The organism is Thainema salinarum CENA647, from assembly GCF_057732415.1.
This window is the reverse complement of record NZ_JBYJZJ010000022.1, coordinates 3,701,090-3,720,466: the sequence shown is the minus strand read 5'-3', so window position 1 is coordinate 3,720,466 and position 19,377 is coordinate 3,701,090. Positions and strand designations below refer to the sequence as shown.

The 19,377-nt window shown below is 48.7% G+C and carries 22 protein-coding genes; 11 read left to right on the top strand and 11 right to left on the bottom strand.

Annotation, left to right across the window (positions count from 1 at the left end; genetic code table 11):
• The first annotated feature begins 341 nt into the window (after positions 1 to 341).
• Positions 342 to 479, top strand: coding sequence for a hypothetical protein (locus tag AC286M_RS23050; RefSeq protein ID WP_488206616.1), 138 nt, complete (start codon positions 342 to 344; stop codon positions 477 to 479).
• A gap of 156 nt (positions 480 to 635) precedes the next feature.
• Here the strand turns inward: AC286M_RS23050 and AC286M_RS23045 are convergent, their stop codons facing one another.
• Positions 636 to 1,427 (bottom strand): SDR family NAD(P)-dependent oxidoreductase, encoded by a 792-nt coding sequence (locus AC286M_RS23045; RefSeq protein ID WP_488206615.1) that lies wholly within the window; start codon positions 1,425 to 1,427, stop codon positions 636 to 638.
• A 452-nt stretch (positions 1,428 to 1,879) separates the two neighbouring features.
• Here AC286M_RS23045 and AC286M_RS23040 point away from each other — a divergent pair, with 452 nt between their 5' ends.
• Together AC286M_RS23040 and AC286M_RS23035 are read left to right on the top strand one after the other, a co-directional pair.
• Positions 1,880 to 2,503 carry a fasciclin domain-containing protein gene (locus AC286M_RS23040; RefSeq protein ID WP_488206614.1) on the top strand — a complete coding sequence of 208 codons (624 nt, stop codon included), beginning with the start codon at positions 1,880 to 1,882 and terminating at the stop codon, positions 2,501 to 2,503.
• 331 nt (positions 2,504 to 2,834) lie between these two features.
• Positions 2,835 to 3,887, top strand: coding sequence for a fatty acid desaturase (locus AC286M_RS23035; protein WP_488206613.1), 1,053 nt, complete (start codon positions 2,835 to 2,837; stop codon positions 3,885 to 3,887).
• Positions 3,888 to 3,997: 110 nt separating this feature from the next.
• Here AC286M_RS23035 and AC286M_RS23030 read toward each other — a convergent pair whose 3' ends face one another.
• On the bottom strand, positions 3,998 to 5,692 hold the full coding sequence (locus AC286M_RS23030; RefSeq protein WP_488206612.1) for a GDSL-type esterase/lipase family protein: 1,695 nt from the start codon (positions 5,690 to 5,692) through the stop codon (positions 3,998 to 4,000).
• Positions 5,693 to 5,735: 43 nt separating this feature from the next.
• On the opposite strand from AC286M_RS23030, the gene AC286M_RS23025 reads away from it, so the two are divergent.
• Complete coding sequence (locus tag AC286M_RS23025) at positions 5,736 to 6,029, top strand: hypothetical protein (protein WP_488206611.1); 294 nt, start codon at positions 5,736 to 5,738, stop codon at positions 6,027 to 6,029.
• Here the strand turns inward: AC286M_RS23025 and AC286M_RS23020 are convergent.
• The 5 genes from AC286M_RS23020 to AC286M_RS23000 all read right to left on the bottom strand — a co-directional run bounded on the left by AC286M_RS23020 (position 6,022) and on the right by AC286M_RS23000 (position 10,014).
• A complete protein-coding gene (locus AC286M_RS23020) occupies positions 6,022 to 7,263 on the bottom strand; it encodes an AAA-like domain-containing protein (protein ID WP_488206610.1) in 1,242 nt (413 codons plus the stop codon). The genes AC286M_RS23025 and AC286M_RS23020 overlap by 8 nt on opposite strands.
• A 217-nt stretch (positions 7,264 to 7,480) precedes the next feature.
• Positions 7,481 to 7,726 carry an AAA-like domain-containing protein gene (locus AC286M_RS23015; protein ID WP_488206609.1) on the bottom strand — a complete coding sequence of 82 codons (246 nt, stop codon included), beginning with the start codon at positions 7,724 to 7,726 and terminating at the stop codon, positions 7,481 to 7,483.
• Complete coding sequence (locus AC286M_RS23010) at positions 7,714 to 8,301, bottom strand: transposase (RefSeq protein WP_488206608.1); 588 nt, start codon at positions 8,299 to 8,301, stop codon at positions 7,714 to 7,716. Before AC286M_RS23010 ends, AC286M_RS23015 begins: the two co-directional genes overlap by 13 nt.
• Complete coding sequence (locus tag AC286M_RS23005; protein ID WP_488203724.1) at positions 8,253 to 8,744, bottom strand: helix-turn-helix domain-containing protein; 492 nt, start codon at positions 8,742 to 8,744, stop codon at positions 8,253 to 8,255. The genes AC286M_RS23010 and AC286M_RS23005 overlap by 49 nt, the downstream gene beginning before the upstream one ends.
• Positions 8,745 to 8,799: 55 nt before the next feature.
• Positions 8,800 to 10,014, bottom strand: coding sequence for an AAA-like domain-containing protein (locus AC286M_RS23000; protein WP_488206607.1), 1,215 nt, complete (start codon positions 10,012 to 10,014; stop codon positions 8,800 to 8,802).
• 686 nt (positions 10,015 to 10,700) lie between these two features.
• Here AC286M_RS23000 and AC286M_RS22995 point away from each other — a divergent pair.
• The 4 genes from AC286M_RS22995 (at position 10,701) to crcB (AC286M_RS22980) (ending at position 12,826) form a co-directional block, all read left to right on the top strand.
• Positions 10,701 to 10,979, top strand: coding sequence for a GlsB/YeaQ/YmgE family stress response membrane protein (locus AC286M_RS22995; protein ID WP_488206606.1), 279 nt, complete (start codon positions 10,701 to 10,703; stop codon positions 10,977 to 10,979).
• A gap of 119 nt (positions 10,980 to 11,098) precedes the next feature.
• Positions 11,099 to 11,662, top strand: a complete 564-nt coding sequence (locus AC286M_RS22990) for a hypothetical protein (RefSeq protein ID WP_488206605.1) — start codon at positions 11,099 to 11,101, stop codon at positions 11,660 to 11,662.
• A gap of 158 nt (positions 11,663 to 11,820) precedes the next feature.
• Positions 11,821 to 12,360 carry a hypothetical protein gene (locus AC286M_RS22985; RefSeq protein ID WP_488206604.1) on the top strand — a complete coding sequence of 180 codons (540 nt, stop codon included), beginning with the start codon at positions 11,821 to 11,823 and terminating at the stop codon, positions 12,358 to 12,360.
• Between the two features lie 88 nt (positions 12,361 to 12,448).
• Positions 12,449 to 12,826 (top strand): fluoride efflux transporter CrcB, encoded by a 378-nt coding sequence (crcB, locus tag AC286M_RS22980; protein WP_488206603.1) that lies wholly within the window; start codon positions 12,449 to 12,451, stop codon positions 12,824 to 12,826.
• A gap of 21 nt (positions 12,827 to 12,847) precedes the next feature.
• On the opposite strand, the gene crcB (AC286M_RS22975) is transcribed toward crcB (AC286M_RS22980), so the two are convergent.
• The 4 genes from crcB (AC286M_RS22975) to AC286M_RS22960 all read right to left on the bottom strand — a co-directional run bounded on the left by crcB (AC286M_RS22975) (position 12,848) and on the right by AC286M_RS22960 (position 15,661).
• Entirely contained in the window at positions 12,848 to 13,261 is a 414-nt protein-coding gene (gene crcB / locus AC286M_RS22975) for a fluoride efflux transporter CrcB (protein ID WP_488206602.1), read from the bottom strand.
• A gap of 202 nt (positions 13,262 to 13,463) precedes the next feature.
• A complete protein-coding gene (gene frr, locus AC286M_RS22970) occupies positions 13,464 to 14,012 on the bottom strand; it encodes a ribosome recycling factor (RefSeq protein WP_488206601.1) in 549 nt (182 codons plus the stop codon).
• Positions 13,999 to 14,727, bottom strand: a complete 729-nt coding sequence (gene pyrH / locus AC286M_RS22965) for a UMP kinase (RefSeq protein WP_488206600.1) — start codon at positions 14,725 to 14,727, stop codon at positions 13,999 to 14,001. The genes frr and pyrH overlap by 14 nt, the downstream gene beginning before the upstream one ends.
• Positions 14,728 to 14,800: 73 nt before the next feature.
• A complete protein-coding gene (locus AC286M_RS22960) occupies positions 14,801 to 15,661 on the bottom strand; it encodes a hypothetical protein (protein WP_488206599.1) in 861 nt (286 codons plus the stop codon).
• Between the two features lie 405 nt (positions 15,662 to 16,066).
• On the opposite strand from AC286M_RS22960, the gene AC286M_RS22955 reads away from it, so the two are divergent.
• The 3 genes from AC286M_RS22955 to AC286M_RS22945 all read left to right on the top strand — a co-directional run bounded on the left by AC286M_RS22955 (position 16,067) and on the right by AC286M_RS22945 (position 19,176).
• Positions 16,067 to 16,582, top strand: a complete 516-nt coding sequence (locus tag AC286M_RS22955; RefSeq protein WP_488206598.1) for a hypothetical protein — start codon at positions 16,067 to 16,069, stop codon at positions 16,580 to 16,582.
• Positions 16,583 to 16,785: 203 nt separating this feature from the next.
• Positions 16,786 to 17,679: a tyrosinase family protein gene (locus tag AC286M_RS22950; protein WP_488206597.1), complete on the top strand. Its 894-nt coding sequence runs from the start codon at positions 16,786 to 16,788 to the stop codon at positions 17,677 to 17,679.
• A 315-nt stretch (positions 17,680 to 17,994) separates the two neighbouring features.
• Positions 17,995 to 19,176, top strand: coding sequence for a TRC40/GET3/ArsA family transport-energizing ATPase (locus tag AC286M_RS22945; protein WP_488206596.1), 1,182 nt, complete (start codon positions 17,995 to 17,997; stop codon positions 19,174 to 19,176).
• Positions 19,177 to 19,377 lie beyond the last annotated feature (201 nt).

The following is a 19,377-nucleotide window of genomic DNA, read 5'->3' as shown; positions in this document are numbered from 1 at the left end:
TAAGTTATGTAACACGTAGAAGACGATCCAAAACTAAATGACTTCTGGATCTCAAACTAAGTGACGCGCCACAGGCATGACCACCAACTTCACTTGATTGCGCTCGAAACAACAGGAGATATGACACAAATGTTTACGATCCTGCGTTAGACTAAATCCCTTGCCATGTATGCAACTGATGATAATTTCACTTTCAACTGACTGGATCTCCTCCGCATAAGTACGCGATCGCAGATCTGACCTCTTTCGAAACGGGAACAAAACGTTCGGCTATTACGGTCGCTGAGATTGTGAAATCTATCTACGATGAAATTGTTTACAGAACGTAAAGGCCACGCATTATGAACTCTCAGTCGCTTCAAAATTTGATGTGGTTACGCCCCGCTCGATTAACCAATCAGCAGCGCAACGGCAAAGGCATTGATCGCTCCTGGTTACTCGTTCGGGCCTATCCGCAATCCGTTCAGCCCGCTTCCTAACCTGCTTGAGAGCACGCAGGGCGACACGAGCGCTTCGAAGATGACTCAATTCTCGCTAGCTATATCTACACGTTCGCTACAGCTACACACTCACCGCAATCTCACGGACTACTGTCACGTGATCCCCGTACTCAACTCGCTTCTATCTTTTCTGATCTAACTTTTCTGTTGAGTTGGCCGCACCAAAATATCATGCACCTGCACATGAGCTGGTTGCGATAGGACGTACCACACCGCTTCTGCAATATCTTGTGGCTGGAGCACGGAAAACTGACTATACACCTCATGCGCTTTTTCCGAACTGTTGTGATACTTCTCTGCAAATTCTGTTTCAACAAATCCTGGGCTGATTGACGAAACCCGAATATCGCTATCTGCCGCTCTCAACTCTTGGCGCAGTCCCTCCGTTAGCGCCCGCACCGCAAATTTAGACGCCGCGTAGACGCCACTACCTCCTGGCACCCGATGGGCCGACATGGAACTGATGTGAACAATGTGCCCCGGATAATTGCGATATTCACTGCGATCGCACATATCCCGAATCGCTTCCCGCGTACAAATACACAGCGCTAAAACATTCACCTCCAGCATCTCGCGCCACGCCTCAGTCTTGCCATCCATCAACGGTTCTTTATGACCGAGTCCAGCGTTGTTAATCAGCACATCGACACCGCCCCACTGCTGCCGAACTTGGTCGAAGAAGCTTAAGATCTGGTCTTCTTGACGCACATCAACCGCCTGAATCAAAACGTCCTGGTCAGTTAAGCCAGCGGCTTGACCGTTGGTGATGCATTCTGCTTTTAGTTGCTCTAATTGCTTCTCTCGCCGGGCACAAAGCGCTAAGCGATATCCTCCTGCGGCTAATCGAAGTGCGATCGCAGCTCCGATCCCGCTGGATGCACCTGTGATCATGGCAACTGGAGTAGGGTTTTGGGCCGAAAAAGTCATAGGTTTGGATTTTAGATTTTGGATTTTAGATTTTGGAGACTGGAATAGAGGGCTCAGAATGCCATGAAATTGGCTTTGGATTGTGGATTAAATAACCTGTCAATCATCCCACTCGTAGGGCACGGCATTGCCGTGCCCCTACCTCAAGAATTTCACATTACTAACTCCGTCTCCGTGTTCCTTGTACGTCTTACGCCGCACGTCTCACGCCTCGCTTTTTATAGCAATCAACCCTTTACAACCTCCTCTACAGCCCTTTACAGCCTTTACAGACCTGTTTTCTCATCACGCCTCACTCTTTACCCTTCACCTTTACCTTACTTAGATTTCCTTATTCCCCGATTTAATCTATCCTGCGAAAGATTTTAGGGTTAGGTCACTGTTTAATGCGTGTGAATTTTGGGCAGTAACTCTAGAATATGAACGTAGTTAGGCAAAAAAAGCTTATATCTATGAAAGTTTGGCAACTTTGCGCTCAATCTGCTGCGATCGCAACTGTGGTTGGTATCGCTGGTCTAATTGGAGAAGCTGCGATCGCAGCTCCAGCGTCTACCGCTGGGCAAGCGGCTCCCTCCGGTATGCTGCTGGCTCAAACACCGGGCACGATCGTTGATGTTGCGGCTGGCAGCGACAGCTTTGATACGCTAGTTCAAGCTGTGCAGGCTGCAGGTTTAGCTGATACCTTATCGGGCGAAGGCCCATACACGGTGTTTGCACCGACGGATGAGGCGTTTGACAACCTGCCGGATGGTGCATTAGAAGCACTGCTGGAGCCGGAAAACCGCGACTTGCTAACCGAAATTCTCACTTATCACGTTGTTCCCGATGAAGTGACATCAGACGAATTAGAAACGGGCGTTGTCGATACGCTCAATGGTGGAGTTGCTGTTCGGGTTGATCCCGGCCAAGTAATTGTCAACGATGCCAGCGTGATTAACCCCGATATTGACGCCAGCAATGGTGTCATTCACGCCATCAATCGAGTCTTGATTCCGCCTGCTACGCGGGCTGAACTGATGGATCGGCTGATGGCCGAAGAACCCGATTCAGACGAGCCAGTTCGGGCGCTTTGGTAGGCTGGCATCTCTATCTGTACCTTTAAAGGACTCATAAATAGGCAAGACGGAGCAAAGTGTATTTTGCTCCGTTTTTTATTAGACTTTATCGGAAATTGTTTTGCAGCGCGGCGGAGCCGCGCTGCAAAACAATTTCCAACCCCAAAAACTTTATTTCCAATAAAGTCTATTGAAATAAAGTTATTTCTTAAGGGTTACAGCAGTTTTACTCTATTCATTAAGTAACGTTAAGCACTACAATAAGCGACCAGTGGATGATCGCGCACCTCAGTAGATTTGACCTGGGATGCGCGGATGTTCCAGTGTTTATTTCTTTGAGAATTTCGATAACGTGACCACAAATTTATTAACTCGGCCTGCGACAGAAGAGCGTGAGCGACTGCCATTTACGCTTCAAGATGTCCGCAATGCTATTCCTGCTCATTGTTTTCAGTCCAGCCTCGGACGTTCCTTAGCTTATTTAGCGTTAGATTTTGGCATCATCGCTGGCCTCTATTGGTTAGCCGCTACGATCAATAGCGCTTGGTTTTTACCTATCTTCTGGCTCGCCCAAGGCACGATGTTTTGGGCGTTGTTTGTTGTTGGTCATGACTGTGGCCACGGTTCATTTTCCCGTTATCGTGGGTTAAACCATTTCATCGGACATATCTGCCATACGCCCATTCTGGTGCCCTACCACGGTTGGCGCATTAGCCATCGGACGCACCATGCCAATACGGGCAATATTGATACGGATGAAAGCTGGTATCCTGTCACTGAAAGCAAATACGAGCAAATGTCCTGGTACGAGAAGCTAGCTCGTTTTCATTTGATTCTGTTTGTCTATCCGCTGTATTTGTTTAAGCGCTCGCCGGGCAAGCAGGGATCGCACTTCCTGCCTAGCAGTCCCCTGTTTCGTCCCCATGAGAAGTCGGCTGTTCTTACCAGCACGCTATGTTGGATGGCGATGTTTGCAGTTTTGGTGGGTTTGGGCTTCCAGTTTGGCTGGGTGTGGCTAGCAACCTACTACATCGTGCCCTACGTGATCTTCGTCGTTTGGCTTGATCTCGTCACCTTCCTTCACCATACCGATGCCGATATTCCCTGGTATCGTGGCCAAGACTGGTATTTCCTCAAGGGGGCGCTGTCCAGTATTGATCGGGATTATGGACTGTTTAACCCGATTCATCACAACATTGGCACTCATGTTGTGCATCACATTTTCTTGAGCATTCCTCACTACCACCTGTTAGAGGCGACAGAAGCGGTCAAGCCCGTTCTCGGTCAGTATTATCGGTATTCTAACGAGCCGATTTGGCGAGCACTGTGGCGCGGCTATCGCTCTTGCTACTTCGTCTCGGATCGAGGAAGTAAGATTTATTATCAAGCGCCAACGAAGCGTTAAGGAACGTGGATTTAACAAGGTGAAATCTTTGGGGTTAGGGACATGGCAATGCCGTGTCCCTACCTTAAAAACAGAAGGAGGTTTTGCTGTAGCAAAACCTCCTTCTGTTTTTAATACTGAGCATATACTGCGGCTCGCTGAGCATCTTGAATGGCAACCTGCCAGGTTGCATATCCCTGAGCGTTGAGATGCAACCCGTCCGTTGTGAGATTGGGCTGTAAGTTACCGTCGGCAGCGGCAAAGTAGGGAGCAAGGTCGAGATAGCGCACCTGTTGATACTGGGCAATCAGGGATAAACGCTGATTGAACTGCTCAATTCGGGACGCGGGCAGATTAGCGAGGCGGGTTGGCAAAAGTGAATGGACATAAATTTGCGATTGAGGATGATGCGATCGCAACTGCTGCATAATCTGCTGAAGCCGAATGAGTACGTCTTGATCGGCAGCGCTATTTTTGAGATCGTTAATGCCGACCATCACATGAATATCGCTGGGACGGGTATGGTCAAGATAAGAAAGACGCTGTAGCACTCCTTGGCTGGTGTCGCCCGAAATGCCTTGATTGAGCACAAAGCGATCGCGGGGCAGTTGATCGGTGGGATACCACATCAGCAGTGAGTCGCCCAGCATCACCGTTAATCGGTTCGAACCCTGGCTACCTGCTATTACCCGTGCTTCTTGCGCCAGTAAGGCTTTCCAGTCCTCATAGGTAGGCTGACGGGTTGCGCCCTGCCACTGAGCCGCAAACTGATCGGTGGGGATGCGCGTGTAGAGCTGGCCTGCTCGGAGGGCAGCCCAGCGTTGCGCGTACATTTGGCTACCGGAGCGGGGCCTGAGAGTTGAGGGAGAGGGTGAGATGGAGGGGATCGGAAGCGAGGGAGGTGCGATCGCACCTCTGGCAATTTGATTTCTGGGCAGAGGCACGCCCGTGATTTGCGATCGCACTTCTGGCGACAGTAATGTTTGATCAACAGCCGTTTCAAATTCAGTAGATTGTGTTGATGTGGTTGACACAGATTGCGTTGATGTGGGCTGCGTTGACAATGCAGATAGCTGAGAGCTGTAACTTGGAGCTAACGCTTGTACTGACCGTCTAGTCTGCTCAACTTGCTGCTGTCGCTGATGGAGCAGAGACGGCCAATTTTCTGGAGTTGGCTGTTCAGAATAGGCCACTGTTTGAGTCGTTACTCGCGTGCCGGGTCTGACGGAGTCCGATGCTTGCCGCTGATGGAGCAGAGACGGCCAAGATTCCTGATCTTCTTGACTATCCTGATTACTGGCAGACGGCTGAACAGGTTCTGGTCGAGTATTTTCCGGCTGCAGTTGTTCAAGTTGAATCGTTTCCGGTGGCGAGATTTCAGGCGCAAGCGCTGCTGGTGGTGTGATAGAGGGAAGTGCAATAGAGGGAAGTGCGATCGCAGATGTTATTGGGTCGTTGGATTGGGTTGATGATAATGGAGTTGGTAGTGAGGCAGTTGATCGTGAAGAGGATGGTGCAGGGGTTGATGATGGAGAAGATTGGACGGAGTTGGCTTGGAGGGACGTGGGTTGAGCGGTGATCGTTTGGCCGATGACGGTGGCAGGAGGCGCTGGTGCAGTTGAAGATTCGGGCGGCATCCATTCCGGCTTGAGCGAAAGCTTCGCTTGGGTTGCGGGCTGGCACTCGGTTTCCGCACTGGCGGTATCTTCGTTCGCTGCTGTCAGTGTCGCCGTGTTGGATTGGGGTGGCTGAACGGTCTCCGAGGCTGAACGGTTGGCCAAGCTTGAAGCCAGCAGGTTGGCTGCCAATAAACATACGTCGCCCATAAAGTTGCTACTCGCTGCAAAATTTACGTCAGGGTTTATTTCTTTGACAGCGATCGCACTTCAGTTTCAGGACAAACTTCAAGAAGCCTCATATTTTCGTATTAAAACCCAGCAGGGTTATTTTGCCGCCGCATCACTGGTGCAAGATGTGAGTATTTTTATTTTCGCTGCACCTGTGATTCCTGCTTTGCACACAAATCCCGATTGCCGTTTTTCTCTGGCAACGTTCGTAAATAATCACGCACCCAGGCAGAAGCAAAATTCAAAATTTGATTTGTTGCCGTTAGAGTTATCCCAGCTTGCTGAAGCGATTACGGTGTCCCGGTCTGCTAGGTAAACCGGAATTCGCAGGGATGAACGTGAGCGCATTGACGCGTTTGGTGTGGCCTTCTAGCGTCTGATTGTTCAGAGGCGATCCAGGCATCAAGCGTGGCGGCATAGGAGCGTAGGCGGTGGAACTGATGATCGACCCACTTAGGCGTGAAAACCTCGCGATAGATTCGATTTTTGATGGCGAGCTGACTCCCCTGCCGCACCACTAAGCCAGAGAGAATGAGGTCTGTTTGCTCCCGGCTGTCGTCGGTGTCAACCGGGACACCATCTAAAAGCTGCTGGTAGATACTGAGTAGACGACTGGTACGATTTTTGTACCAAAATAGATGGTCGCGGATGGTACGCAGGTGAATCGGTTCGTCTTGGGATTCCCAGTGATCGAGAATGTGCGATCGCACTAGGCCATCCACCCAAACTTTTACCATGCTGGCCGACAGCGATAGCGGTATCATTTCCGCCTGCTGCGCCGTCTGCACTGCAATATCGCACAGCTTTTGCGTCAAAAACGGCTGGCCGCCTGTCCAATCTAAAATGGCTTTCAGTACTGCTGGCGGATTGTCGATATAGGGTGCTAATCCTGGCTGTAGTGGTGTGCTTTCCTCTAAGGTGAAACCAGCAAGCGGAATCGCTTGACCGATATTAAATGGGGTACGTTGCTTGTCGGCAATCAAGTCTGACGGAGTGGCCACGCCGAACAGAGCAAAGGTTAGGAGCCGATAGCGCGGATCATGCGATCGCTGATTGTAGCAAGACCGCATCCAGGCAAAAAAATCATCGGTCGAAAACGGCAGGCTGAGTAAACTGTCAATTTCATCGACAAAGATATAGAGGGGAGCCTCACCTGTGGCTGGCAGCAGCACCTCGTCCACCAGTTGATTCAGCCGCTGCATAAGGGATCGGTCTTGATCTGTCTGCCACCACTCGCGAAAGTTCAACTGGCTCGACAGCCCCAAACTCTGGAGCAAGCTCATGAGCACTCCGGCATACCACTGAGACTGGGTGAGGCCATCGCTGCCCAGCCGGGTCATGTCCAGATAGGCACAGCGGGCACCCTGATGCTGCAACTGGTCTTTCACCCGCGCTAGCAATGATGATTTGCCCATCTGCCGAGAGCTAAAAACATAGCAGAATTCACTGGCTTGCAATGTTTGATACAGATGAATGTCGGCCTGACGCACCACATAATTGGGCGCATCAGCTTGTAGACAACCTCCGACGTTGTAGCGAAAAGAGGACATAGTGAAATAGTTTACAAGTTGGGAATCTTCTATTTTCTATCTAAAACCTAATCTTGAAGGTGAAAGATAAATAACTGAATAAATTGATAATAATCCTCTAAATGGTGACCTGGTGGTCACTGTGGCAAAAGGCAAATTAAAGATGCGGACAAGCGACATCCAACTTAAAGCAATTAAATGACTTAAATAACCTAAATGACTTAAAAAATATGTTTTCTTAGGGGGCTTTTTGATTGCCAAACAATACTCTACGAAAATATTCACGGTAGAGATTGGGCTCTATAATCCAACCGTTATCAATAGATTTAATTAGCCCTGTTCCTTCCAGTTGATAGGCCAGGATGGGATCGAGGCTGACAGGAATGTCGCTCATCACTAGCGATCGCAGTTGGGCAAGCTGCTCGGGACCATCCTGCACGTACACCAGCATTTGCTGTAGATACAGCAATCTCAAACAGGACATGAACAGTAACCATACATGAAGGCTTTCTCAAAGATGAAGGTTTGCAGATGAGTCGCCAGATAAAAGAGGAGTTTGACCGAGCGAAAGGAGTGGCACAAGCGGGCAAATTTACGACTAAATCGCTTGGCCTGTAACCAAACATCTTCGACCGGATTTTGCTCGGGTGCATTAGGCGCAAGCTGAATGCAAGTGAGTTTCCAGTGCTGCTCTCGAGTACCATGATTCTGTTGACTCAGGTAGTTGCGAACCACCTTGGAACGGTGGTAGCTGGCTCCATCCCAGATGATGAAAAAGCGAGTGGACTCATCATACTGAGATTGAAGATACTTCAGAAAGGCCACGGTATTGTGCTGATTGCCTGCCTCATACTCATGAATAACAAAGCTCTTGCTCAAATAGTCCAAGGCTCCATAGTAGGTCTGCCGCTCTCGAATGGAGGCAATGGGGATGTCCACTCGCTGATTGCGCCGACTCCATCCATATCCACGGAGGTCTCCCCAGAGCAGATGGCACTCATCGAGAAACATCACTCGCACCTGCCCACTGGCGATCTCGGCTCGCCACTCGACCAGCAACTGTTGAATCTCGGCTTTTTTGCCTCGACTTTGGCCTCCTCTTGGCCCGGATGCACCGAGTGGGATTTCTTCCAGCTAAACCCTGCGTCTTTGAGCAGTTGGGTATAGCTTTGGGCTGAGCGATAGAGCACTCCATAGCGCTCTTCAATCTGCTCAACAAGCTCCTCTAGTGTCCACCAGTTTTTCTGCTGCAACCACTCAAAGATGTCCTGTTTCTGCTCGGCGCTTAAATAGCCTTGGGTGCCCCAGTAGTGGGATTTCAGTCCCTCGACTCCTCGCTCTTCATAGCGCTGGTGACTCGCACTAATAAATCCCAGAGAAACCTGTAGGATATCTCGGATCGCCCGATAGCTTTGACCTCTCTGGTGCAGTTGCACGGCCAAGGCGCGTTTCAGTTCTTGGGCAGAGGGATTACTTTGGATAAATTCTTCCAGGGAGGTCATGGCTGATTTACTTCGGTGAGGATAACTCTTTATTCTATTCTCCCTCGTTCATTACCTATTTGTGATTGCTGTAGTTGTGAAAAATACCGTTTGGTGTAACAGCACTGCGAGCTAAGTCGTTCAATGACAGATTGTCCTGGCTGATATGGTAGAGCGCAATGCGGATCAGCTCTGGATGACCGCCCACAAGCGCCATTAGCTGATCACACTCTACGGCAGATAGCGACAGGTTATATAAACGGGCAAGAGTGCTCACTTGCTCAGCCGTAAACGTCGGCAGCAGAATAGGCAGACCGATATTAAACGGAGACTGATTGATATCTAGCGGCAAATAGCTATCGGTTGCATAGGTGACCACCTGCCGTAGCTGTTGCCATAGGGCATCGTGGCTGGCTTCTTCATACCAAGACCGCAGGAGGGGGAGAAACGCCTGAGCGGTTGCTGGATAGGCAAATAGGCAGTTGAATTCTTTGATGCTCAATAGAACAGGAGTGGGGCTAGTAGCGAGAATTTGCTCCCGGATGAAAACCGTTGTACTGAGCGCATTACCGAGAATATCGCTCCAGGATGCTTCCACATCTACACTTTTACCTAGCTTGAGGGCAACAGCTCCACAAAACCAGCGCAGAAATTTGCCTGCATCTGACAAAATAGCAGGCTCTGCTTGCAGTAAATCAATCAGTGCGATCGCAAATCCTAAGTCCTCAGCCCGTGCCAAAACCCGCAGCAGTAATGAGCTTTTTCCAAATCCGGATGGGGCCTTAATTCGAACAGTGCAACCCGGATGGGCAATCTCTGCACAGGCTCGTTCTTCTAGTGGCGGACGAGGAATATAGAACGGAGAATTTAAGGGGACTGGGCCGCTGGGATAGGCAATCCGGCCAGGTAAACCGCTACTCAGTTTCTGTTGAGATAACAATTCTTGAGCCGTTAATGGCTGCTGTGTATAAGTTTGCGTATAAGTTACTGATCGAGTTTGTTCAGCCGGAAATTCACCAGGTCGGTAAATATCAGCTTCCGTCAGCTCTAGACCAAACGCACTAAACATCAAACGCAATGTCCGTTTGTCAACACCGGATCGAGCTGCCCATAGCCGACTAATGGTTGAGAGGGAAACACCAGTACGCTTACTCAGATCTTCTGTGGTGTAGCGATTACCGTTATTCTCCAGAGCCTCAGCCTGTTCAATTGCTTGTTTGAGACGACGTAGAGCCTGGGCATTAAGAACAAATCCCCGTTTACGTTTGATGGGCTCGTTGGGCTGGTTCATGGTGTACAAACAATTTGGTCAGCCGCATAACTCATATCGGACCCCCTGCAGATTGAACTACAGAACTGGATTTTGGGACGAGTTGTGATTGCAAAATATCTTTTCCAGTTTTAAGCCACAGTTTGGGTAACAGGTTCTAAAGACAGAATTGGCTCATCTAGTTTCTGAGACAGATGCTTATCGTTAAAACTGTTCTAAGACTCTTCATCATGTAACATGATTGTCCTTTTTTCAATATTTTTCTCGCTCTAATCAATAAACGCGACTCCTTGTAACTAATTTCCTGCTTGGTCTTCTCAATCAGGATACTAAAACTATACAAAACGCGTGATTGGCTGCTTACTTTGTTGCGTCAAAGCTTGAGATAAGTTGAACAGTCATTCAAGATTTGAGTAAACCTGAGATAAGAGTTCTACGTTTAACTGCCTTAAATAAAATGTTTTGAGTTTAGGCTGAGTTTAGGCTTTAATTTCTGCATAGTTTTTCAAAATGCAAATTCTGATGACAAAACAGTAAAAACTTACATCTTCTTTAGAAAAATATTTTATTATACGCTGGTCAAAAAATATGCGCCTAGATTATTTTGGGTTAATACACAGCTTTGTTAGTAAATCTGAAAAATTAACTTTTAATTCATGATTGTGGTTTGAATAGACAGCATAAAACTCGCTTTTGAGGAGAAACCTATGGGCATCATTGCTTGGATTATTTTGGGACTGATTGCAGGTGCGATCGCAAAACTCATTTATCCCGGTCGGCAAGGCGGCGGCATCTTCGCCACCATGTTCTTGGGAATTGTCGGCGCATTTATTGGCGGAACGCTGCATACCTGGCTGACGACTGGAGCGTTTCAGCTAGCAGGGGTTTCGTTTAGCTTCGGTGGTATTGGGTTGGCGATTGTGGGGGCTATCATTCTCATTTTCATTTGGGGACTCGTCACCCGCCGAGGGGCATCTAATACCTAAATCAAAAACTCTCAAGCTGTGGAGCATCGCAATATTTCTCCGCTTGTGGCGGAGAAATATTGCGATGCTCCACAGCCTAAGAAGTGCTGTATTCATTTAATTGTTGTGAGGAAAGATCGATGAAGCGTTTGTTTTGTATAACTGCGATCGCAGGTTTGACTTTAACGGCTTTAGGATTAAAAGCCAGTGCTCAAGATCCGGTATCTGGGCTACAGGATCTAGTTGGTGAGCGGGGCCGCGACGGCGAAATGGCTCTACAGGATCGGGGCTATGAGTTTCGCTGGGCCGATAATTCTAGTTCAGACGCTGTGTACAGCTATTGGACAAATTACAGTACGGGGCAGTGCGTTACCGTGCGGACTGAAAACGGACGCTATGCCAGCATCGTCACCTCCCCCGCATTTGACTGTGACCAAGGCGATCCGGCACATACCGAAGATACTGGCAGTTCTGTACATCGTCGCGTGGCAGACTTAATTGGCGTGCGGGCTAGCTCCGGTGAACAAGCACTGCAAGATCGGGGATACAACTACGTCACAGGTGAAGAACTCAGCGATGGTGTTGCTACTTACTGGATTGAAGGCAGTACTGGTCAATGTGTTGAGGTGATTACTTCAAATGGAGTCTATCAAGACATCTTTGAAGTGGAGTGGTACTACTGTCAACCGAGTGACGGCGAATAGATATAGATTGCATGCTACTTCTGCATAATCAATCTGGTCAAAAATTGCTGAATTGCTCTGTAACTACAAAAATTATTGATATGAAACCGATTAAAGCACGAACATTGGCTTTTTCACTCACAGTTTTAGGTAGCGCTTGCCTTCCTGTTATGGGCATTATGAATCCAATACGGACACAAGCTCTAGACAGTTCATCGAACCTAATTGCGCAGTCCTATACCCCGGTTACTTACATCACTCGCTTTAGCTGGGATCCCAACCAAATTGTGATGCAGATTAGCGAAGGGGAATTCATCTTTCACGGCTATTTATTCCGTACAGAAGGCAATATGTTCGTTGGTGAAGATGACCAAGTTCGCGTAATGTACGACTACGACACCGAGCGCGTTGTGGTCATTAACAAGATGACGGGAACAGAATTTTATAACTACTTTTTCCATGATCCCAATCTCGGTACAGGGTCAGCTCCGGCTTCTGACTCGAATGAAGTGAGCGCTGCTGAATCAAACTGTTTGGCGGCGGTTGCTAATCAGACAGGTGTCGGCGATGTTTCAACTATTCGAGTTGAGTATGCAGAATCAGGAATCGGTGTACAGGTTGCTGTTCCAGGTGCCGAAGCACCGTGGCAGTGTGTAGTCGATACAGACGGTGAAACGGTGGTCAACGTGTACTACACTGGTAGCGAAGGCGCTCTCTAAATTTTCTATTTCGGCTAGAAATAACTCCAATGATTACGTGAAAGTTAGGATATGTCCAACTTTACGTAATCATTTGGTTTTTTAGAATATGAGCTGGATTTCTGTAGCGATTGCCGTTGGTGCCGTTTTTGGGGCATTGAGTCGATACTATCTCACCCTGTTTTGGATCGAAAAACGGGGCAATCGGTTTCCCTGTGGTACGTTATTCGTGAATTTGACAGGGTCATTACTGATTGGTGTTGTCTCAGTTTTAACGACTCGATATGCAGTACCTATCGTAATTCAGAAATCCATTCTCGTTGGCTTTTTAGGAGCCTATACAACGTTTTCATCCTACATCTTGGACGCCGCTAACCTGTTTGGGAGTGCTCAAAAGCTGACTGCGTTATTCTACTGGCTGAGTAGCCCTGTATTGGGCTTTTTGTGCGTTGAGCTAGGCATTTGGTTTGGACATCGGTTGATTTGATTACGGTCAGCGTTCACTGGATTAATTTTGCGATCGCGATGTCTCGATTTGCCTGGCAAGGAGAGTTCCTAGAGCAAAACCCAGAAAACCTAGAATTGGACTGCCGATCCAGTAAATGAAATCAGCCTGTAGGTTTCGAGCTTCTAACAAATTCGCGCTGTCTAACTCGTAGGATGAGAAAGTGGTGTAGGCTCCCAAGAAACCCGTTGTCATCAATAGGAATAGCTCAGGATGAAATGAAAATCGCCTTGTCGCCAACGTTGTGATAAGTCCCATCAGAAAACATCCACTTAGGTTAATCAGCAGGGTACCAATTGGAAAATTGATGTCGATGGAGTTGCCTAACCACTGACCTGAAACATATCGACAGAGTGCACCTGCGATCGCACCTAAACTAATGGCGATTGGTGCTCGAATAGCTGGATTTTCTAACATCTGCTTGCCAGAAGATTATCTTGTCTCAAATTCGTTATGGCACTGCGCCCGTAGGTTAAGGCATATATTTTTACTTAAGCACATAGCGCTATATAACCAAAACAAAGGAGCGCATGTGCGCTCCTTCACTGTATTGAGAATTATGTTGAGATCGTTTAGATCCTAATTGCTTAAATCTAAGCATGTCTGACCGATCAGCAAACTAGACCGTCATAATGTCTTTTTCCTTGGCAGCCAATAATTCATCAATCTTGGCCGTGTATTTATCCGTCAGCCCTTGCACATCGTCTTGCAAACTGCGAGATTCATCTTCGGAGATTTCGCTGTTTTTCTCCTGCTTGCGGATGTCGTCAATCGCATCACGGCGGGCATTGCGAATCGAAACTTTGCCTTCTTCAGCATACTTAGAGGCTAGTTTGGCAAAGTCTTTACGACGCTCACTGGTCAGTGGCGGAATGTTGAGACGAATCAGCGATCCGTCATTGTTCGGCACTAGTCCGACGTCGGACATTGAGATTGATTTTTCAATCAATGACAAACTGCCTGGATCATAGGGCTGAATCATGATGGTGCTGGCATCCGGTGCACTGATATTGGCCAGTGACTTTAATGGAGTTTGAGCGCCATAATAGTCAACCGTGACTTTATCCAGCAGGGACGGGTTTGCCCGCCCGGTGCGGATTGTATTGAATGCTCGCTGAGTTGCCTCAACGGCCTTTTGCATATGGCTTTCAGCTTCAGCTAACTTCACAAGAACCTCCCACAATTGTTCCGATAGGCTCACCCATCAGCGCTTTTTGAATATTTCCAGCCACCGACAAATTAAAGACGGCGATTGGAATGCTGTACTCTTTACACAGCGCGATCGCAGTTCCGTCCATTACCTTCAGGTCGTGCGTCAACACATAACTATAGGTTAAGGTTTGGAACCGCCTAGCGTCTGGATTTTTGGTTGGGTCAGAATCATAGATTCCATCCACCTTGGTTGCCTTAAAGACAACTTCGGCATTGATTTCAGCAGCTCGCAGAGCTGCAGTTGTATCCGTGGTGAAAAACGGATTTCCCGAACCTGCACCAAAAATGACAACGCGATTTTTCTCTAGATGGCGAATGGCGCGTCGCCGAATATAGGGTTCTGCCACCTCCTGCATGGAGATAGCGGTTTGGACCCGTGTCGGCACGTCAATTTGTTCCAGCGCATCTTGCAGAGTCATGGCGTTCATTACGGTGGCAATCATACCGATATAGTCGGCTGTTGCCCGATCCATGCCGCCTGCTGCTCCTTTAATGCCTCGAAAAATATTGCCGCCACCGACCACAATTGCCACCTGCACACCTGCTTTGTGTACAATGGCAACTTCTTTGGCAATATCTTGAACGACTTTTGGATCGATCCCGTAAGATAAGTCGCCCATGAGCGCTTCACCGCTCAGTTTTAGCAACACTCGCTGGTATTTGGTGCCCATCCAAACTTCACTTTAATATTTAGAGTTTATCTCCCACATAAGATAGCAGTCCTCGGGCATGGAATCCCAGTTTTTAGTAATCCTGCTGAATTTGTTCCGCATCAAACGGCACCGTTCGCTTGGTTGGATGAACCAATGTTACAAGCGGCTCGGTGGCAGACGGCTCGGTGACAGGCTGATTCTGCGCGGCTTGCAGTTGGGGCTGGGCTTTGGGCTGCAACACCACTAATCCAGAGGCCAACGCCTGTTGCACAATTGGATCGGTTTCCTGCTGCTGCACAATTTGAAAACAGTCGCGAATGTGCGATTGCAACGGCACCGATGGCGCATATTCCTGATCCATTGGCAGCTGATCGGCAAGCTGCAGCAGTCGGCGAGCCGCAATTAGCCGCTGGAGTGGGTCGGTATGGCGCAACTGGCTGAGCAGTTGGTCAACCTGCGCTGGCTCATCATCAGCACTGAGTAGCGTATTGCCCAGCAGATTACTGCCGTTGGCAGCTTGCACCATCGTCAGCAGCAAGATCCCAATCAGGCCGCTTTGTAACAGCCACCCCATCGAAATCCAGGTTTGCCCCGACTCCAGGCCGATGGATAGCGCCACATAGGTCGTCAGCATGACTGCACCACCCGCAATTAGCGCCATCCGCAGCGGGTGACGCTGTACGTCGAAGAACTGCTGCCAATTTAGGCTGGGTAACCGCCATTGTCCTTGCTGGATTTGAAATGCCGCTACCATGCCGATCAGTCCAGCCGTCAACGATAGAATTAGCCGCTCATTCCAGGCCACCAGCAGCATGTAGCCCAAGCCAGCTAAGAACCAGCGCCCCGATTGCTGCAAGCGGTCGAAATTAGACTGCTCGATGACAGTTTTGAAGTTATGCACAATGCGCTGCCAGCGCTGACGAGTGTGCGCCAGCCGATTTTGTACAAACATCTGAGTCCCGTATATCTATTACGATTGAATCTTTACAAATAGTACGGGATTCCTCTCCAGTCCGGCATTAAAAGGCATTAAAAATTGATCAGGGTTTTACCAAATCCGTTCTGATCAGAACCCAGTGAAATCAAGTTGACAGATTAGTAGTTAAGAAAAGAATGGGGTAATGTCCCATTCTTTTCTTTTCTTCTTGGATAAGAATGCAAATCAAAATAAGGATCACAAAACTTACCCAAACGGGTGCCGTGAGTACCCGGATCTATTCCCGAAGATGGAGAACAGTGAACTAATTGTTCGGTGTTGCCACCCAAGTTTGAGTTGAACTCAGCAACACCTACTGTTCAAAACAGCCTACATTCGGAGACTGAAGTCAATATGTCATCAAAGATATCAGCCCCCAACATGGTTAATCCCACGCCCGAAACACCTGAACCGGCACCCAATTCCATCCATCTCCAAAAGCCAGATAATGCGCTGCTGGCCGATATTGAGTATCCCTCAACTACTGCTATTCAGCCCGATTGGATCCGCGATCGCTATCCAGAATATGCCACCGATCACGGTATGGATCACGAACTGACCAGCGTGCGGCTAGCTGAACACAATGGTCATCAGATCAAAATTACGACCAGCTATCAAATTGAAATCGACAATCGTCCGGTTCATTTCCATGCGATGGTCGATAACGACGGGCAGCTATTCTGCCACACCACACCCTATGTGCAGTACCAATCCGCAGTGGATTTAGTCAAAGCCCTAATGGATCGCTTCCCAGAGTCGTTCACACCAGAAGATGGCCGCCCGGATGAGCTACATGAGCCTGCTGAGCACGAATCCGCAACAGAGGAATCGACAGACGCATCTGACCATCATGCAGATCACACCACTCATAATCACAGCCATCATGGCCATCACTAACCATGTCAAGTCTGTGTATCAGAACTTAATTTATGTTTGGCAACAGCTTGGCCTAGCCAAGCTGTTGCCAAACATAAATCATCGGGTTTCAACCGGACTTTGTATCACCCTATAGGTTGAAATTGCGGTACAAAACCCAACGCGCTGTTAACCGTCAATCACCCAAGACTCACCGATTTTGACCATTTGGAGACCTAGCCCCCATGATCCGCCACGATATTCTACGTAATGCCACCGCTGCTGAGCAGTTCATCACAGGTGTTCAGCGAATGAAAGATCCCGCCATAATGCCTTGGCCGGGACGGACTAACTTGTCGATGTACGACTTCTTCATCTTTTGGCATCATCGGGCCATGATGCTGTCCACGCCGCCATCGCAGAACAGCCGCAACGCGGCTCACTCTGGCCCGGTATTTTTGCCCTGGCACCGCTACATGCTGCTGATGTTTGAGTTCTATCTGCGTGACGCTGTCGGTGACGATAATTTTCGGCTGCCCTACTGGAACTGGGCTACCGATGCGGAACTGGCCGATCCCACAACTTCCCGAATCTGGAGTGGCGACTTAGCGGGACAGTTTACTAATGGGACTTGGCGAGTGCGGCTGGAACCCAATCCGACTGAGCGAAATCCCCGCACCGTTGATCGGCCCCTGCGTCGTGCTTTGGGTCGGGGTGGACGAATCGCCAATCTGGCGGAAGTACGAGAGCTGATCCAAAGTCGCTCTACCTATGATGCATCGCCCTATAGTATGACCGTTGACAGCTTCCGCAATCATTTGGAAGGCTGGCGCGGTTTGGGTCATCACAACTTAGTTCATGTCTGGATTGGCGGCGATATGGCCGTGTCTACCTCGCCCAATGATCCAATTTTCTTTCTGCATCACTGCAATGTCGATCGTATCTGGGCCGCGTGGCAGCAGCATCATCCCAATGCAGCGTATATGCCCGCTCAAAGTGAGTCAGACGATTATCAGTTCCATCGGATTGATGATGCAATGCACACGTTCTTCAATCACGGGTCTGACATTACGCCCCGAACGATGCTAGATGCCAGTCAGTGGTACACCTATGATGCGCTAGATGATCTGCTGTCATAGCAATCTGCACATTAGACTTTATTGGAAATAAAGTTTTTGGGGTCGGAAATTGTTTTGTAGCGCGGCGGAGCCACGCTACAAAACAATTTCCGATAAAGTCTATTATTTGGTATCAAGAAGCCCAACCTGAAACCCGATTAGCGCTGTGAACTCAGGTCTAACCTGAGTTCACAGCGCTAATCGGGTTTTCTCGTCGGATTTGGCGTGACAATATGCTTGTTGCGATCGCGCTTTGTGGTCTTGTCTTTCCCCCTGATACCGCTCAACAACGGTAAAATAATGTAAAGATTTCTGAGACTGGAGACTCGACTATTCATGCGCGTAATTCTGATGACCGGAAAAGGTGGCGTCGGCAAAACGTCAGTTGCCGCTGCAACGGGGCTCCGCTGTGCAGAACTTGGCTATAAAACCCTTGTCCTCAGTACCGATCCGGCCCACTCGCTAGCCGATAGCTTTGATATGGAACTTGAGCATGCACCGCGGCAAGTGCGCCCAAATTTGTGGGGAGCCGAACTAGATGCTCTGATGGAACTAGAAGGAAACTGGGGTGCCGTTAAACGCTACATCACTCAAGTATTGCAAGCCCGAGGGCTCGAAGGTATAGAAGCCGAGGAGTTAGCCATCCTGCCCGGTATGGATGAGATCTTCAGTCTTGTGCGGATGAAGCGCCACTACGACGAAGGTGAGTACGACGTGCTGATTATTGATTCGGCCCCGACAGGCACGGCTCTAAGACTTTTGAGTCTGCCTGAGGTAGCGGGTTGGTATATGCGTCGCTTTTACAAACCGCTACAGGCCATGTCCTCTGCGCTGCGTCCCGTCTTTGAACCGATCTTTAAACCGATCGCAGGGTTTTCCTTGCCGAATAAAGAGGTAATGGATGCACCCTACGAATTCTATGAGCAGATTGAAGCACTGGAAAAGGTTTTGACCGATACGGCCCAAACTTCTGTTCGGCTGGTCACAAATCCCGAAAAGATGGTGATCAAAGAGTCTCTCAGAGCCCATGCTTATCTGAGCCTCTACAATGTTGGAACTGATCTAGTGGTGGCCAACCGCATTATTCCTGATTCGGTTAGTGATCCATTTTTCAAACGCTGGAAAGAAAATCAGCAGCAGTACCGACACGAAATTCACGAAAACTTCCGTCCGTTACCGGTGAAAGAGGTTCCTCTTTATTCCGAGGAAATGTGTGGTTTAGAGGCGCTGGAGCGGCTAAAAGAGACGCTGTACGGCGACGAAGATCCGGCGCAAGTCTATTACAAAGAAACGACTCTCAAGGTGATTCAACATCAAAACGAATACAGCCTTGAAGTTTATTTGCCGGGTATTCCTAAGAGTCAGATTGAGCTGAGCAAATCAGCCGACGAACTCAATATTCGCATCGGTAATCACCGGCGGAATTTAGTGCTACCTCAAGCCCTCGCAGCCATGCAACCTGCCGGAGCCAAAATGGAGGAAGACTATCTAAAAATTCGCTTCGCTGCGATGAATTGATGGATGAACTGATGTTAGTATGTCAGCTCAGCATGGGCATAGTGTAAATCTGGCGTCAATTATCAACAAGTAAAAAACGAGGTAGAGAATTACGGTTAAGATCGCTTCTCTACCTCGTTTTCTCAGCTACAACTCGCAAATCGAAACCGAGACAGGATATTTTGCTGCCCAGATAATGTGGGGACAAAGTATCCTGTCTCG

Excerpts from the sequence above, each read along its gene's own strand:
- AC286M_RS23015 (WP_488206609.1), bottom strand. The coding sequence starts at position 7,726 with ATGTCCTGTTTGAGATTGCTGTATCTACAGCAAATGCTGGTGTACGTG.
- AC286M_RS23050 (WP_488206616.1), top strand. The coding sequence starts at position 342 with ATGAACTCTCAGTCGCTTCAAAATTTGATGTGGTTACGCCCCGCTCGA.
- AC286M_RS23040 (WP_488206614.1), top strand. The coding sequence starts at position 1,880 with ATGAAAGTTTGGCAACTTTGCGCTCAATCTGCTGCGATCGCAACTGTG.
- AC286M_RS23045 (WP_488206615.1), bottom strand. The coding sequence starts at position 1,427 with ATGACTTTTTCGGCCCAAAACCCTACTCCAGTTGCCATGATCACAGGT.
- AC286M_RS22955 (WP_488206598.1), top strand. The coding sequence starts at position 16,067 with ATGGTTAATCCCACGCCCGAAACACCTGAACCGGCACCCAATTCCATC.
- pyrH (WP_488206600.1), bottom strand. The coding sequence starts at position 14,727 with ATGGGCACCAAATACCAGCGAGTGTTGCTAAAACTGAGCGGTGAAGCG.
- AC286M_RS23005 (WP_488203724.1), bottom strand. The coding sequence starts at position 8,744 with ATGACCTCCCTGGAAGAATTTATCCAAAGTAATCCCTCTGCCCAAGAA.
- AC286M_RS23000 (WP_488206607.1), bottom strand. The coding sequence starts at position 10,014 with ATGAACCAGCCCAACGAGCCCATCAAACGTAAACGGGGATTTGTTCTT.
- AC286M_RS23020 (WP_488206610.1), bottom strand. The coding sequence starts at position 7,263 with ATGTCCTCTTTTCGCTACAACGTCGGAGGTTGTCTACAAGCTGATGCG.
- crcB (WP_488206603.1), top strand. The coding sequence starts at position 12,449 with ATGAGCTGGATTTCTGTAGCGATTGCCGTTGGTGCCGTTTTTGGGGCA.
- AC286M_RS22985 (WP_488206604.1), top strand. The coding sequence starts at position 11,821 with ATGAATCCAATACGGACACAAGCTCTAGACAGTTCATCGAACCTAATT.
- AC286M_RS22950 (WP_488206597.1), top strand. The coding sequence starts at position 16,786 with ATGATCCGCCACGATATTCTACGTAATGCCACCGCTGCTGAGCAGTTC.
- crcB (WP_488206602.1), bottom strand. The coding sequence starts at position 13,261 with ATGTTAGAAAATCCAGCTATTCGAGCACCAATCGCCATTAGTTTAGGT.
- AC286M_RS22945 (WP_488206596.1), top strand. The coding sequence starts at position 17,995 with ATGCGCGTAATTCTGATGACCGGAAAAGGTGGCGTCGGCAAAACGTCA.
- AC286M_RS22960 (WP_488206599.1), bottom strand. The coding sequence starts at position 15,661 with ATGTTTGTACAAAATCGGCTGGCGCACACTCGTCAGCGCTGGCAGCGC.
- AC286M_RS22995 (WP_488206606.1), top strand. The coding sequence starts at position 10,701 with ATGGGCATCATTGCTTGGATTATTTTGGGACTGATTGCAGGTGCGATC.
- AC286M_RS23030 (WP_488206612.1), bottom strand. The coding sequence starts at position 5,692 with ATGGGCGACGTATGTTTATTGGCAGCCAACCTGCTGGCTTCAAGCTTG.
- AC286M_RS22990 (WP_488206605.1), top strand. The coding sequence starts at position 11,099 with ATGAAGCGTTTGTTTTGTATAACTGCGATCGCAGGTTTGACTTTAACG.